Genomic DNA, 15,874 nt, shown 5'->3' on the forward strand with positions numbered 1-15,874 from the left:
CACTCCGTTCTTCAAAGGCTACCGTCCACAGTTCTACTTCCGTACTACTGACGTGACTGGTAACTGCGAGCTGCCAGAAGGCGTTGAAATGGTAATGCCAGGTGACAACATTCAGATGACTGTTACCTTGATCAAAACCATCGCGATGGAAGACGGTCTGCGTTTCGCTATCCGTGAAGGCGGTCGTACCGTCGGCGCTGGCGTCGTAGCCAAAATCATCGAATAAGCGGTTGTAATGTATTTTTCGGGCCGGCATAATGGTCGGCCTGATTTTGTTTTAGGTCAGTAGCTCAATTGGCAGAGCGACGGTCTCCAAAACCGTAGGTTGGGGGTTCGATTCCCTCCTGACCTGCCAGATTCACTCGGTGTGTCTGGCTTTCTTTTCACAGGATCTTCATAGATGACTCCTAAGGCTGAAGCTCAAGGCTCTCGCTTCGATCTGCTCAAGTGGCTTGTAGTAGCCGCTTTGGTGATTGTCGGCGTTGTTGGCAATCAGTATTACGCTGCTTCGCCGATCCTGTACCGTGTACTCGCTTTGCTCGTAATTGCTGCTGTAGCTGCCTTTGTAGGCCTGCAGACTGCAAAGGGCAAGTCGTTCTTTGTACTGGTTAAGGAAGCTCGCACCGAGATTCGTAAAGTCGTATGGCCAACTCGCCAGGAAACCACGCAGACAACGTTGATTGTTGTTGCTGTGGTTATCGTTATGGCGTTGCTGTTGTGGGGTGTTGATTCCCTGCTCGGCTGGCTTGTTTCCTTGATTGTCGGCTAAGGGTGTCCCGTGGCTAAGCGTTGGTACGTTGTGCATGCTTACTCGGGTTACGAGAAGCATGTCATGCGCTCGCTGATTGAGCGCGTAAAGCTGGCTGGCATGGAAGATGGCTTCGGCGAAATTCTGGTTCCCACTGAAGAAGTGGTTGAAATGCGTAATGGCCAGAAGCGCAAAAGCGAACGTAAGTTCTTCCCAGGCTATGTGCTGGTACAGATGGATATGAACGAGGGTACTTGGCACTTGGTCAAGGATACTCCTCGGGTGATGGGCTTCATTGGCGGTACCGCCGACAAGCCTGCTCCAATCACCGACAAAGAGGCGGAAGCCATTCTGCGTCGAGTGGCTGATGGTAGCGACAAGCCGAAGCCGAAGACTCTGTTTGAGCCGGGTGAGGTGGTTCGTGTTACTGACGGTCCATTCGCTGACTTTAACGGCACTGTCGAAGAAGTTAACTACGAAAAGAGCCGTGTCCAGGTGGCAGTGCTTATTTTCGGTCGCTCTACCCCGGTAGAGTTGGAGTTCAGTCAGGTCGAAAAGGTCTAACTGAACAAGCATCCCAACCCCGCAGCCCTAGGCTGTGGGGTTTTGTCGTCACTGGGATAAACGCGCAAGTAACCGGGGAGCCTTTCGAGGCGTTCGAACCCGTAATTGGAGTGCCTCATGGCCAAGAAGATTACCGCTTACATCAAGCTGCAAGTGAAGGCCGCTCAGGCTAACCCAAGCCCACCTGTTGGTCCTGCTCTGGGTCAGCACGGCGTGAACATCATGGAATTCTGCAAGGCTTTCAACGCCCGTACTCAGGGTCTTGAAGCAGGTCTGCCGACTCCAGTGATCATCACTGTCTACAGCGACCGTAGCTTCACTTTCGAAACCAAATCCACCCCTGCTTCGGTTCTGCTGAAGAAGGCGGCCGGTCTGACCAGCGGTTCCGCTCGTCCGAACACCGTTAAGGTTGGCACTGTTACCCGTGCTCAGCTGGAAGAAATCGCGAAAACCAAAAACGCGGATCTGACTGCAGCTGATATGGATGCAGCCGTGCGTACTATCGCCGGTTCTGCTCGTAGCATGGGCCTTAACGTGGAGGGTGTGTAATGGCTAAGCTGACCAAGCGTCAAAAGGCTATCGCCGGCAAAATCGAAGCAGGCAAGGCCTACAACATTGTAGACGCTGCTGCTCTGCTGGCTGAGCTGTCGACTGTCAAGTTCAGCGAGTCGTTCGACGTTGCTGTAAACCTGGGTGTAGACCCGCGTAAATCCGACCAGGTTGTTCGTAGCGCCACTGTGCTGCCACACGGCACTGGCAAGACCGTTCGCGTTGCTGTGTTCACCCAGGGTCCAGCTGCTGAGGCCGCTCTGGCTGCCGGCGCTGACCGTGTAGGTATGGACGACCTGGCTGCCGAAATGAAAGGCGGCGACCTGAACTATGACGTAGTGATCGCATCCCCGGATGCCATGCGCGTTGTAGGTCAACTGGGTCAGATCCTCGGTCCACGTGGCCTGATGCCTAACCCGAAAGTCGGCACCGTAACTCCAGACGTAGCTACCGCGGTTAAAAACGCCAAGGCTGGTCAGGTCCGTTATCGCACCGACAAAAACGGCATCATCCACACTTCCGTTGGCAAGATCGGTTTCGATGCCGTCAAGCTGAAGGAAAACGTTGAAGCTCTGATCGCTGATCTGAAGCGTATCAAGCCAGCTTCTTCGAAAGGTATCTACGTCAAGCGCGTTACCCTGAGCACCACTATGGGCCCAGGTCTGGTTATCGACCAGAGCTCGCTGGACGCGTAAGACAAAGGTTGGCGCGATTATTCGCGCCAATTGAAAGATTGGGGTCCCTGCCTGGCGGGGGCTATCCAAGACCGTAGGCGGCGCAAGCCTTAAACCACAAGCCTACGCAGATGGTGCTCCCGGTTCCTTACCGAATCAGACACCAAAACGACATTCGGTTTCGACCGAGTGAAACGGTAACAAGCAGGAGTTAAACCCGTGGCAATTAATCTCGAAGACAAGAAGGCCATCGTCGCTGAAGTCAACGAGGCTGCCAAAGTCGCTCTGTCCGCTGTCGTGGTTGATGCCCGTGGCGTAACAGTAGGCGCAATGACCGGACTCCGTAAAGAGGCTCGTGAAGCTGGCGTTTACGTACGTGTTGTACGTAACACCCTGCTCAAGCGCGCAGTTGCTGACACTGAATACAGTGTCCTCAACGACGTGTTCACCGGCCCGACCCTGATTGCATTCTCGAACGAACATCCGGGCGCTGCTGCCCGTATCTTCAAAGAGTTTGCCAAGGGTCAGGACAAGTTCGAGATCAAGGCAGCTGCGTTCGAGGGCAAGTTCCTCGCAGCTAATCAGATCGACGTACTGGCAACTCTGCCGACCCGTGACGAAGCAATTTCTCAGCTGATGAGCGTGATTCAAGGCGCTACCAGCAAATTGGCTCGTACTCTGGCGGCAATTCGCGACCAGAAAGAAGCTGCCGCAGCCTAAGGCTCGTCAACTTCTCGCGTTTTTTGTTTATTTCGATGGTCGCGTAGGCCGTCCCCCAATTCAGGAATTGAGTCATGTCTCTGACTAACGAACAAATCATCGAAGCAATCGGCCAGAAATCCGTAGTGGAAATCGTTGAGCTGATCAAAGCGATGGAAGAAACCTTCGGTGTTACCGCTGCTGCCGCTTCGGCTGGCCCAGCTGTAGCTACTGCTGCTGTTGAAGAGCAAACCGAGTTCAACGTTGTTCTGCTGGAAGCTGGCGAGAAGAAGGTTAACGTGATCAAGGCAGTTCGTGAACTGACCGGTCTGGGCCTGAAAGAAGCCAAAGAGAAAGTAGACGGCGCTCCTCAGGTTGTAGCTGAAGGCGTTTCGAAAGAAGCTGCTGAAGACGCTAAGAAGAAGCTGGAAGAAGCAGGCGCTAAAGTCGAGCTGAAATAAGTATCGACTTTGCTCCTCCAGCCCGAGCGTCAAGCGACAGGCTGATGGCTGGTGGCTCTTGCCACCGGCCTTTTTCCGTTATTGGCAGCCGACTGGGTCGGTGCTGATAAAGGCGCTGTAACCACCCGATGCGGTGGCGCAAACCATGGGGTTTGCACGATTTTCTGGCTGCTCCCGTCGGGAGGGGCCAAACAAGCAGGTGACCAAGCTGGGGAACGCTGATGGCTTACTCATATACTGAGAAAAAACGTATCCGCAAGGACTTTAGCAAGTTGCCGGACGTCATGGATGTGCCGTACCTCCTGGCCATCCAGCTGGATTCGTATCGTGAATTCTTGCAAGCGGGAGCGACTAAAGATCAGTTCCGCGACGTGGGCCTGCATGCGGCCTTCAAATCCGTTTTCCCGATCATCAGCTACTCCGGCAATGCTGCGCTGGAGTACGTCGGTTATCGCCTGGGCGAACCGGCATTTGATGTCAAAGAATGCGTATTGCGCGGTGTAACTTTCGCCGTACCTTTGCGGGTAAAAGTGCGCCTGATCATTTTCGACAAAGAATCGTCGAACAAAGCGATCAAGGACATCAAAGAGCAAGAAGTCTACATGGGCGAAATCCCATTGATGACTGAGAACGGTACCTTCGTAATCAACGGTACCGAGCGTGTTATCGTTTCCCAGCTGCACCGTTCCCCGGGCGTGTTCTTCGACCACGACCGCGGTAAGACGCACAGTTCCGGTAAACTGCTGTACTCCGCGCGCATCATCCCTTACCGCGGTTCGTGGCTGGACTTCGAGTTCGACCCGAAAGACTGCGTATTCGTGCGTATCGACCGTCGTCGCAAGCTGCCGGCCTCGGTACTGCTGCGCGCACTCGGCTACACCACCGAAGAAGTGCTGGACGCTTTCTACACCACCAACGTATTCCACGTTAAAGGCGAAGGCCTGAGCCTGGAACTGGTGCCTCAGCGTCTGCGCGGTGAAGTAGCTGTCCTCGATATTCAGGACGATAAAGGCAAGGTGATTGTCGAGCAGGGCCGTCGTATCACTGCCCGCCACATCAACCAGCTGGAAAAAGCCGGGATCAAAGAGCTGGACGTGCCTCTGGACTACGTCCTGGGTCGCACCACCGCCAAGGTCATCGTGCATCCGGCTACCGGCGAAATCCTGGCAGAGTGCAACACCGAGCTGTCGACCGAAGTCCTGGCGAAAATCGCCAAGGCCGGCGTTGTTCGCATCGAAACTCTGTACACCAACGACATCGACTGTGGTCCGTTCATCTCCGACACGCTGAAGATCGACTCCACCAGCAACCAATTGGAAGCGCTGGTCGAGATCTATCGCATGATGCGTCCAGGCGAGCCGCCTACCAAAGACGCTGCCGAGACCCTGTTCAACAACCTGTTCTTCAGCCCTGAGCGCTATGACCTGTCTGCGGTCGGCCGGATGAAGTTCAACCGTCGTATCGGTCGTACCGAGATCGAAGGTTCGGGCGTGCTGTGCAAGGAAGATATCGTCGCGGTACTGAAGACTCTGGTCGACATCCGTAACGGTAAAGGCATCGTCGATGACATCGACCACCTGGGTAACCGTCGTGTTCGCTGCGTAGGCGAAATGGCTGAAAACCAGTTCCGCGTTGGCCTGGTACGTGTCGAGCGTGCGGTCAAAGAGCGTCTGTCGATGGCTGAAAGCGAAGGCCTGATGCCGCAAGACCTGATCAACGCCAAGCCAGTGGCTGCGGCGGTGAAAGAGTTCTTCGGTTCCAGCCAGCTCTCGCAGTTCATGGACCAGAACAACCCGCTGTCCGAGATCACCCACAAGCGTCGTGTCTCTGCACTCGGCCCTGGCGGTCTGACTCGTGAGCGCGCAGGCTTTGAAGTCCGTGACGTACACCCGACTCACTACGGTCGTGTCTGCCCGATTGAAACGCCGGAAGGTCCGAACATCGGTCTGATCAACTCCCTGGCTGCTTACGCCCGCACCAACCAGTATGGCTTCCTGGAAAGCCCGTACCGTGTGGTGAAAGAAGGTGTGGTCACCGACGAGATCGTGTTCCTGTCCGCCATTGAAGAAGCCGATCACGTGATCGCGCAGGCTTCGGCGACCATGAACGAGCAGAAAGTCCTGATCGACGAACTGGTAGCCGTACGTCACCTGAACGAATTCACCGTCAAGGCGCCGGAAGACGTCACCCTGATGGACGTTTCGCCGAAGCAGGTAGTTTCGGTTGCAGCGTCGCTGATTCCGTTCCTCGAGCACGACGACGCCAACCGTGCGTTGATGGGTTCGAACATGCAGCGTCAAGCTGTACCAACCCTGCGCGCTGACAAGCCGCTGGTAGGTACGGGCATGGAGCGTAACGTGGCTCGCGACTCCGGCGTTTGCGTCGTGGCTCGTCGTGGCGGCGTGATTGACTCCGTTGATGCCAGCCGTATCGTGGTTCGTGTTGCTGATGACGAAGTTGAAACCGGTGAAGCTGGTGTCGACATCTACAACCTGACCAAATACACCCGCTCGAACCAGAACACCTGCATCAACCAGCGTCCGCTGGTGAGCAAGGGTGATCGCGTTCAGCGTAGCGACATCATGGCCGACGGCCCGTCCACCGACATGGGTGAACTGGCACTGGGTCAGAACATGCGCATCGCGTTCATGGCATGGAACGGCTTCAACTTCGAAGACTCCATCTGCCTGTCCGAGCGTGTGGTTCAGGAAGACCGCTTCACCACGATCCACATTCAGGAACTGACCTGTGTGGCCCGTGACACCAAGCTTGGCCCAGAGGAAATCACTGCGGACATCCCGAACGTGGGTGAAGCTGCACTGAACAAGCTGGACGAAGCCGGTATCGTTTACGTAGGTGCTGAAGTAGGCGCAGGCGACATCCTGGTGGGCAAGGTCACTCCGAAAGGCGAGACCCAACTGACTCCGGAAGAAAAACTGCTGCGTGCGATCTTCGGTGAAAAAGCCAGCGACGTTAAAGACACCTCCCTGCGTGTACCTACCGGTACCAAAGGTACTGTCATCGACGTACAGGTCTTCACCCGCGACGGCGTTGAGCGTGATGCTCGTGCTCTGTCGATCGAGAAGTCCCAGCTGGACGAGATCCGCAAGGATTTGAACGAAGAGTTCCGTATCGTTGAAGGCGCGACCTTCGAACGTCTGCGCTCCGCTCTGGTAGGCCACAAGGCTGAAGGCGGCGCCGGTCTGAAGAAAGGTCAGGACATCACCGACGAAGTTCTCGACGGTCTTGAGCATGGTCAGTGGTTCAAACTGCGCATGGCTGAAGATGCTCTGAACGAGCAGCTCGAGAAGGCTCAGGCCTACATCGTTGATCGCCGCCGTCTGCTGGACGACAAGTTCGAAGACAAGAAGCGCAAACTGCAGCAGGGCGATGACCTGGCTCCAGGCGTGCTGAAAATCGTCAAGGTTTACCTGGCAATCCGTCGTCGCATTCAGCCGGGCGACAAGATGGCCGGTCGTCACGGTAACAAAGGTGTGGTCTCCGTGATCATGCCGGTTGAAGACATGCCGCACGATGCCAATGGCACCCCGGTCGACGTCGTCCTCAACCCGTTGGGCGTACCTTCGCGTATGAACGTTGGTCAGATCCTTGAAACCCACCTGGGCCTCGCGGCCAAAGGTCTGGGCGAGAAGATCAACCGGATGGTCGAAGAGCAGCGTAAAGTCGCTGAACTGCGTACCTTCCTGGACGAGATCTACAACCAGATCGGCGGTCGTAACGAAGATCTGGACAGCTTCTCCGATCAGGAAATCCTGGATCTGGCGAAAAACCTGCGTGGCGGCGTTCCAATGGCCACTCCAGTGTTCGACGGCGCCAAGGAAAGCGAAATCAAGGCCATGCTGAAACTGGCAGACCTGCCGGAAAGCGGCCAGATGCAGCTGACTGACGGCCGTACCGGCAACAAGTTCGAGCGTCCAGTTACCGTTGGCTACATGTACATGCTGAAGCTGAACCACTTGGTAGACGACAAGATGCACGCGCGTTCTACCGGTTCGTACAGCCTGGTTACCCAGCAGCCGCTGGGTGGTAAGGCACAGTTCGGTGGTCAGCGTTTCGGGGAGATGGAGGTCTGGGCACTGGAAGCATACGGTGCCGCTTACACTCTGCAAGAAATGCTCACAGTGAAGTCGGACGATGTGAACGGCCGTACCAAGATGTACAAAAACATCGTGGATGGCGATCACCGTATGGAGCCGGGCATGCCCGAGTCCTTCAACGTGTTGATCAAGGAAATTCGTTCCCTCGGCATCGATATCGATCTGGAAACCGAATAACACGTGACGCGATCGAGAGCGGGGCAGGACTGCCCGCTCTCTGCTCCGCCAGGAGGAAAGGCCTTGAAAGACCTACTGAATTTGCTGAAAAACCAGGGTCAAGTCGAAGAGTTCGACGCCATCCGTATCGGATTGGCCTCGCCTGAGATGATCCGCTCGTGGTCGTTCGGCGAAGTTAAAAAGCCGGAAACCATCAACTACCGTACGTTCAAACCTGAGCGTGACGGTCTGTTCTGCGCCAAGATCTTTGGCCCGGTAAAGGATTACGAGTGCCTGTGCGGTAAGTACAAGCGCTTGAAGCACCGTGGTGTGATCTGCGAGAAGTGCGGCGTTGAAGTTGCACTGGCCAAGGTTCGTCGTGAGCGCATGGCGCACATCGAACTGGCTTCGCCGGTTGCCCATATCTGGTTCCTGAAATCGCTGCCGTCCCGTATCGGCTTGCTGATGGACATGACCCTGCGTGATATCGAACGCGTTCTCTACTTCGAGAGCTACGTCGTTATCGATCCAGGCATGACCACCCTTGAAAAGGGTCAGCTGCTGAACGACGAGCAGTACTTCGAAGCGCTGGAAGAATTTGGTGATGACTTCGACGCCCGCATGGGTGCAGAAGCTGTCCGTGAACTGCTGCACGCTATCGACCTGGAGCACGAGATTGGCCGTCTGCGCGAAGAAATTCCGCAAACCAACTCGGAAACCAAGATCAAGAAGCTGTCCAAGCGTCTGAAGTTGATGGAAGCCTTCCAGGGTTCCGGCAACCTGCCAGAGTGGATGGTGCTGACCGTTCTGCCGGTTCTGCCGCCAGATCTGCGTCCACTGGTCCCGCTGGATGGCGGTCGTTTCGCGACTTCCGACCTCAACGATCTGTATCGTCGAGTGATCAACCGTAACAACCGTTTGAAGCGCCTGCTGGATCTGTCCGCTCCGGACATCATCGTGCGCAACGAAAAGCGTATGTTGCAGGAAGCTGTCGATGCACTGCTCGACAACGGTCGTCGTGGCCGCGCTATCACCGGTTCGAACAAGCGTCCTCTGAAATCCCTGGCTGACATGATCAAGGGTAAGCAGGGCCGTTTCCGTCAGAACTTGCTCGGTAAGCGTGTTGACTACTCCGGTCGTTCGGTAATTACCGTAGGTCCGACCCTGCGTCTGCACCAGTGCGGTCTGCCGAAGAAGATGGCTCTCGAGCTGTTCAAACCGTTCATTTTCGGCAAGCTGGAAATGCGTGGTCTCGCGACCACCATCAAAGCGGCCAAGAAAATGGTCGAGCGCGAACTGCCAGAGGTTTGGGACGTTCTCGCTGAAGTGATTCGCGAACACCCGGTTCTTCTCAACCGTGCACCGACCCTTCACCGTCTGGGTATCCAGGCGTTTGAACCGGTACTGATCGAAGGTAAGGCTATTCAGCTGCACCCGCTGGTCTGCGCCGCGTACAACGCCGACTTCGACGGCGACCAAATGGCCGTGCACGTACCGCTGACGCTGGAAGCCCAGCTCGAAGCGCGTGCGTTGATGATGTCGACCAACAACATTCTGTCGCCAGCCAACGGTGAGCCAATCATCGTTCCGTCGCAGGACGTTGTATTGGGTCTCTACTACATGACTCGTGAAGCGATCAACGCCAAGGGCGAAGGTCGTGTGTTCGCGGATCTGCAGGAAGTTGACCGTGTGTTCCGTGCCGGCGAAGCCGCACTGCACGCCAAGGTCAAGGTCCGTATCAACGAAACCGTCAACGACCGTGACGGCAACAGCGTGAGCAACACTCGTATCGTCGACACCACTGTCGGCCGTGCGCTGCTGTTCCAGGTTGTGCCAAAAGGTCTGTCGTACGATGTCGTCAACCTGCCAATGAAGAAAAAGGCGATCTCCAAGCTTATCAACCAGTGCTACCGCGTGGTTGGTCTGAAAGAGACCGTGATCTTCGCTGACCAGTTGATGTACACCGGTTTCGCTTACTCGACCATCTCCGGCGTTTCCATCGGTGTTAACGACTTCGTTATCCCGGACGAAAAAGCCCGCATCATCGGTGCAGCCACCGACGAAGTGAAAGAGATCGAGAGCCAGTACGCCTCCGGCCTGGTAACCCAGGGCGAGAAGTACAACAAAGTGATCGACCTTTGGTCGAAGGCGAACGACGAAGTTTCCAAGGCGATGATGGCCAACCTCTCGAAAGAGAAAGTCATCGACCGTCACGGTGATGAAGTCGACCAAGAGTCCTTCAACTCGATGTACATGATGGCCGACTCGGGTGCGCGGGGTTCCGCAGCACAGATTCGTCAGCTGGCCGGTATGCGTGGTCTGATGGCCAAGCCGGACGGTTCCATCATTGAAACGCCGATTACTGCGAACTTCCGTGAAGGTCTGAGCGTACTTCAGTACTTCATCTCGACTCACGGTGCTCGTAAAGGTCTGGCGGATACCGCGTTGAAAACTGCGAACTCCGGTTACCTGACTCGTCGTCTGGTAGACGTGGCGCAGGATCTGGTTGTAACCGAGATCGATTGCGGCACCGAACACGGTCTGCTGATGACTCCGCACATTGAAGGCGGTGACGTTGTAGAACCGTTGGGTGAGCGCGTATTGGGTCGTGTTATTGCCCGTGACGTATTCAAGCCAGGCACCGAGGACGTCATCGTTCCTGCAGGTACTCTGGTAGACGAGAAGTGGGTCGAGTTCATCGAGCTGAACAGCATCGACGAAGTGATCGTGCGTTCGCCGATCAGCTGCGAAACCCGCTACGGCATTTGCGCCAAGTGCTACGGCCGTGACTTGGCTCGTGGTCACCAGGTGAACATCGGTGAAGCGGTCGGCGTTATCGCTGCCCAGTCCATCGGTGAGCCGGGTACCCAGCTGACGATGCGTACGTTCCACATCGGTGGTGCGGCAAGCCGTACTTCCGCAGCCGACAGCGTTCAGGTGAAGAATGGCGGTACCGTCCGTCTGCACAACCTGAAGCACGTTGAGCGTGTGGATGGCCACCTGGTTGCTGTGTCCCGTTCCGGTGAGCTGGCAATCGCTGATGACTTCGGTCGTGAGCGTGAGCGTTACAAGCTGCCGTACGGTGCCGTGATTTCGGTTAAAGAAGGTGACAAGGTCGACGCTGGCGCAATCGTGGCCAAGTGGGATCCGCACACTCACCCGATCGTTACCGAAATGAAAGGTACCGTGACCTACGTGGGCATGGAAGAAGGCATCACGATCAAGCGTCAGACTGACGAATTGACCGGTATGACCAACATTGAAGTACTCGACGCGAAAGATCGTCCAGCTGCCGGCAAGGAAATTCGTCCTGCAGTGAAGATGGTCGACGACAACGGCAAGGATCTGTTGCTGCCAGGCACTGACGTTATCGCTCAGTACTTCCTGCCAGCCAACGCTCTGGTCGGTGTTGCGGACGGTGCGAAGATCGCGATCGGTGATGTTATCGCTCGTATCCCGCAAGAAACTTCGAAGACCCGTGACATCACCGGTGGTCTGCCGCGTGTAGCCGACTTGTTCGAAGCTCGTCGTCCGAAAGAAGCGTCGATTCTGGCTGAAGTCAGCGGCACCATCGCGTTCGGTAAAGAGACCAAAGGCAAGCGCCGTCTGGTCATTACCCCGAACGACGGTAGCGATCCGTACGAAGAGCTGATTCCGAAGTGGCGTCACCTGAACGTGTTCGAAGGCGAACAGGTAAACCGCGGCGAAGTTATCTCCGACGGTCCAAGCGATCCGCACGACATCCTGCGTCTGCTGGGTGTGAGCGCGCTGGCCAAGTACATCGTGAACGAGATCCAGGACGTTTACCGTCTGCAAGGCGTGAAGATCAACGACAAGCACATCGAGACCATCCTGCGTCAGATGCTGCGTAAAGTTGAGATCTCCGAGTCCGGCGATTCCAGCTTCATCAAGGGCGACCAGATGGAACTGACTCACGTGCTGGTAGAGAACGAGCGTCTGAGCGCGGAAGACAAGTTTGTCTCCAAGTTCACTCGCGTTCTGCTGGGTATCACCAAGGCGTCGTTGTCCACCGAATCGTTCATCTCGGCGGCTTCCTTCCAGGAAACCACTCGCGTACTGACCGAAGCGGCAGTCACCGGCAAGCGCGACTATCTGCGCGGCCTGAAAGAAAACGTGGTTGTGGGTCGTCTGATCCCGGCCGGTACCGGTCTGGCATATCACAGCGAGCGCAAGCGTCGTCGTGATGCAGACAAGCCGTTGCGCGTAAGCGCCAGTGAAGTGGAAGCTGCACTGACCGAAGCGCTGAACTCGAGCGGTAACTGAGTTCTGCGGTAACTAAGCTGAGGCCCTGATCGCTCCGTTCGTCGAATCGAGACAAATTGTCAAGGTTCGACGGGCGGGGAGGTCGGGGCCTTGCCTTGACTGGGGACAAGATCCTCTTTAGACTCTTGATCCCCTAAATTTGGCGGGAATCCGTTCCTGTCATTTTGCTTTTCTTGCAAGACAATAGCGTCGCAAGACAACAGTGGAGCTAGTAGATGGCAACTATCAACCAGCTGGTACGTCAGCCGCGTAAGCGTATCGTCGAGAAATCCGACGTGCCTGCGCTGCAGAACTGCCCGCAACGTCGTGGCGTGTGCACCCGTGTGTACACCACTACGCCGAAAAAACCTAACTCGGCACTGCGTAAAGTATGCCGTGTGCGTCTGACCAACGGTTTCGAGGTTTCCTCGTACATCGGTGGTGAAGGCCACAACCTGCAAGAGCACAGCGTGGTACTGATCCGCGGCGGTCGTGTAAAAGACTTGCCAGGTGTTCGTTACCACACCGTTCGCGGCTCCTTGGATACTTCCGGCGTTAAAGGCCGTAACCAGGGTCGTTCGAAGTACGGTACCAAGCGTCCGAAGTAATCGGTCGTTTTGCAGATTTTCATTTTATTGAGTCGATAAGAGTAAGGTCGGGCTTGCATCCAATGGATCTGTCCCGAACTAACCTGAAGACCGCTTGAGGGCTTATCATGCCAAGACGTCGCGTAGCAGCAAAGCGTGAGATTCTGGACGATCCGAAATACGGAAGCCAGATCCTCGCCAAATTCATGAACCACGTTATGGAAAGCGGCAAGAAAGCCGTTGCCGAGCGTATCGTTTATGGTGCCCTGGAAACCGTGAAGGCTCGTAAGGCCGGCACCGATCCCCTGGAACTCTTCGAAAAAGCACTCGACGCCATCGCTCCGCTGGTCGAAGTGAAGTCGCGCCGCGTTGGTGGTGCTACTTACCAGGTTCCGGTCGAGGTTCGTCCTTCCCGCCGTAACGCTCTGGCAATGCGCTGGTTGGTAGACTTCGCCCGTAAGCGTGGCGAGAAGTCTATGGCTCTGCGTTTGGCTGGCGAACTGCTGGATGCTGCTGAAGGTAAAGGTGCTGCTGTTAAGAAGCGTGAAGACGTGCACCGTATGGCCGAAGCCAACAAAGCTTTCTCGCACTACCGCTTCTAATTTTAGCTTCACTAATTTTGCGAGGGCTTTATGGCTCGTACTACTCCGATTAGTCGCTACCGTAACATCGGTATCGTCGCTCACGTGGATGCTGGTAAAACCACCACCACCGAGCGCGTCCTTTTTTACACTGGCAAAAGTCACAAAATGGGCGAGGTGCATGACGGCGCCGCGACCACGGACTGGATGGTTCAGGAGCAGGAGCGTGGTATTACCATTACTTCTGCTGCCATTACCGCCTTCTGGAAAGGTTCCGAGAAGCAGTATCCTCACGAACACCGCTTCAACGTCATCGATACCCCGGGCCACGTAGACTTCACCATTGAAGTTGAACGTTCCCTGCGCGTACTCGACGGCGCTGTCGTTGTATTCTGCGGTACTTCGGGTGTTGAGCCGCAGTCGGAAACCGTATGGCGTCAGGCCAACAAATACGGCGTTCCACGTCTTGTTTACGTAAACAAGATGGACCGTGCCGGTGCCAACTTCCTGCGCGTGATCGGTCAGATCAAGCAGCGTCTGGGTCACACTCCGGTGCCGATTCAGCTCGCTATCGGTTCGGAAGACAACTTCCAGGGCCAGATCGACCTGATCAACATGCAGGCTGTTTACTGGAACGACTCCGACAAGGGTATGGTTCCTGTTCGCAAGGAAATCCCTGCGGACATGCTCGAGCTGGCTACTGAGTGGCGCAGCAACATGGTTGAGGCTGCGGCCGAAGCCAGTGAAGAGCTGATGAACAAGTACCTGGAAGGCGAAGAGCTGTCGATCGAAGAGATCAAGGCTGCTCTGCGTCAGCGTACTATCGCTGGCGAAATCGTTCTGGCTGTGTGCGGTTCGTCGTTCAAGAACAAGGGCGTTCCCCTGGTTCTCGACGCCGTTATCGACTTCCTGCCTGCTCCAACCGACATTCCAGCTATCAAGGGCTCGAACCCTGATAACGAGGAAGAGGAAATGGAGCGTCACGCAAGTGACGACGAGCCGTTCGCGGCACTGGCGTTCAAAATCGCTACCGACCCATTCGTGGGTACTTTGACCTTCGTCCGTGTTTACTCGGGCGTGTTGAACTCCGGCGACGGCGTGATCAACTCGGTTAAAGGCAAGAAAGAGCGCGTGGGCCGTATGGTGCAAATGCACGCAAACGCCCGTGAAGAGATCAAGGAAGTACGCGCTGGCGACATCGCGGCCCTGATCGGCATGAAGGACGTCACCACTGGTGAAACCCTCTGCAACGCTGACAAGCCAATCATCCTGGTTCGCATGGACTTCCCGGAGCCGGTTATTTCGGTTGCCGTAGAGCCTAAGACCAAGGATGACCAGGAAAAAATGGGTATCGCACTGGGCAAGCTGGCTCAGGAAGACCCGTCTTTCCGCGTTAAAACTGATGAAGAGACTGGTCAAACGATCATCTCCGGCATGGGCGAGCTGCACCTGGACATCCTGGTTGACCGGATGCGCCGTGAGTTCAACGTCGAAGCCAACATCGGCAAGCCTCAGGTTTCGTATCGTGAGCGCATCACGAAGAACTGTGAAATCGAAGGCAAGTTCGTTCGTCAGTCCGGTGGTCGCGGCCAGTTCGGTCACTGCTGGATCCGTTTTGCTCCTGCTGACGAAGGTCAGGAAGGTCTGCAATTCGTGAACGAAGTTGTAGGTGGTGTGGTTCCTAAGGAATACATCCCGGCTATCCAGAAGGGTATCGAAGAGCAGATGAAGAACGGCGTTGTTGCCGGCTATCCGCTGATCGGCCTGAAGGCTACCGTGTTCGATGGTTCTTACCACGACGTCGACTCCAACGAGATGGCGTTTAAAGTGGCTGCTTCCATGGCGACCAAGCAACTGGCCCAGAAGGGCGGTGGTGAGTTGCTCGAGCCGATCATGGCGGTAGAGGTTGTTACGCCTGAAGACTATATGGGTGATGTAATGGGCGACCTTAACCGTCGTCGCGGCATGATCCAGGGTATGGAAGACACAGTGTCCGGCAAGGTTATCCGTGCCGAGGTTCCACTGGGTGAGATGTTCGGTTATGCGACCGACGTTCGTTCCATGTCCCAGGGTCGCGCAAGCTACTCTATGGAATTCAAAAAATACGATACGGCTCCGTCGCACATCGTCGAATCCGTAACCAAAAAACAAGGCTGATTCAGCCCCTTTAGGCTAGGAGTTAATTGTCGTGGCTAAAGAAAAATTTGATCGTTCCCTACCGCACGTCAACGTTGGCACCATCGGTCACGTTGACCACGGTAAAACCACTCTGACCGCTGCTCTGACTCGCGTCTGCTCCGAAGTTTTCGGTTCGGCCGTAGTTGAATTCGACAAGATCGACAGCGCCCCAGAAGAAAAAGCTCGCGGTATCACCATCAACACCGCTCACGTTGAGTACAACTCGACTATTCGTCACTACGCTCACGTTGACTGCCCAGGTCACGCTGACTACGTGAAGAACATGATCACCGGTG

General features: G+C 55.7%; 12 protein-coding genes, 1 tRNA gene and 1 pseudogene. All 14 read left to right on the forward strand.

Features of this window, described 5'->3' with window-relative positions; all coding sequences use genetic code 11:
- Window positions 1–226 (forward strand): annotated as a pseudogene (locus CKW11_RS27095) (elongation factor Tu); the annotation flags it as partial.
- 53 nt (window positions 227–279) lie between these two features.
- A tRNA-Trp gene (locus CKW11_RS27100) sits at window positions 280–355 on the forward strand.
- A gap of 45 nt (window positions 356–400) precedes the next feature.
- A complete protein-coding gene (gene secE, locus CKW11_RS27105) occupies window positions 401–769 on the forward strand; it encodes a preprotein translocase subunit SecE (RefSeq protein ID WP_095140135.1) in 369 nt (122 codons plus the stop codon).
- A 9-nt stretch (window positions 770–778) separates the two neighbouring features.
- Window positions 779–1,312, forward strand: coding sequence for a transcription termination/antitermination protein NusG (nusG, locus tag CKW11_RS27110; protein ID WP_025113545.1), 534 nt, complete (start codon window positions 779–781; stop codon window positions 1,310–1,312).
- 117 nt (window positions 1,313–1,429) lie between these two features.
- Entirely contained in the window at window positions 1,430–1,861 is a 432-nt protein-coding gene (gene rplK / locus CKW11_RS27115; protein WP_003228756.1) for a 50S ribosomal protein L11, read from the forward strand.
- Window positions 1,861–2,556 (forward strand): 50S ribosomal protein L1, encoded by a 696-nt coding sequence (gene rplA, locus CKW11_RS27120; protein ID WP_003228754.1) that lies wholly within the window; start codon window positions 1,861–1,863, stop codon window positions 2,554–2,556. The genes rplK and rplA overlap by 1 nt, the downstream gene beginning before the upstream one ends.
- Before the next feature lie 198 nt (window positions 2,557–2,754).
- Window positions 2,755–3,255: a 50S ribosomal protein L10 gene (rplJ, locus tag CKW11_RS27125; RefSeq protein WP_003228752.1), complete on the forward strand. Its 501-nt coding sequence runs from the start codon at window positions 2,755–2,757 to the stop codon at window positions 3,253–3,255.
- A 74-nt stretch (window positions 3,256–3,329) separates the two neighbouring features.
- Window positions 3,330–3,695, forward strand: a complete 366-nt coding sequence (gene rplL, locus CKW11_RS27130; RefSeq protein WP_095140136.1) for a 50S ribosomal protein L7/L12 — start codon at window positions 3,330–3,332, stop codon at window positions 3,693–3,695.
- A gap of 221 nt (window positions 3,696–3,916) precedes the next feature.
- Window positions 3,917–7,990: a DNA-directed RNA polymerase subunit beta gene (gene rpoB / locus CKW11_RS27135; protein WP_027614262.1), complete on the forward strand. Its 4,074-nt coding sequence runs from the start codon at window positions 3,917–3,919 to the stop codon at window positions 7,988–7,990.
- 63 nt (window positions 7,991–8,053) lie between these two features.
- Window positions 8,054–12,253: a DNA-directed RNA polymerase subunit beta' gene (gene rpoC / locus CKW11_RS27140; protein ID WP_027614261.1), complete on the forward strand. Its 4,200-nt coding sequence runs from the start codon at window positions 8,054–8,056 to the stop codon at window positions 12,251–12,253.
- A gap of 215 nt (window positions 12,254–12,468) precedes the next feature.
- A complete protein-coding gene (rpsL, locus tag CKW11_RS27145) occupies window positions 12,469–12,840 on the forward strand; it encodes a 30S ribosomal protein S12 (RefSeq protein WP_003186084.1) in 372 nt (123 codons plus the stop codon).
- Window positions 12,841–12,947: 107 nt separating this feature from the next.
- Complete coding sequence (rpsG, locus tag CKW11_RS27150; RefSeq protein WP_003228745.1) at window positions 12,948–13,421, forward strand: 30S ribosomal protein S7; 474 nt, start codon at window positions 12,948–12,950, stop codon at window positions 13,419–13,421.
- A 30-nt stretch (window positions 13,422–13,451) separates the two neighbouring features.
- Complete coding sequence (gene fusA, locus CKW11_RS27155) at window positions 13,452–15,557, forward strand: elongation factor G (protein ID WP_007962223.1); 2,106 nt, start codon at window positions 13,452–13,454, stop codon at window positions 15,555–15,557.
- Window positions 15,558–15,588: 31 nt separating this feature from the next.
- A partial coding sequence (locus CKW11_RS27160) for a GTP-binding protein (protein WP_256582243.1) occupies window positions 15,589–15,874 on the forward strand: 286 nt, incomplete at its 3' end.

The sequence above is a fragment of the Pseudomonas sp. Irchel s3a10 genome (assembly GCF_900187525.1).
Taxonomy (GTDB): domain Bacteria; phylum Pseudomonadota; class Gammaproteobacteria; order Pseudomonadales; family Pseudomonadaceae; genus Aquipseudomonas; species Aquipseudomonas koreensis_G.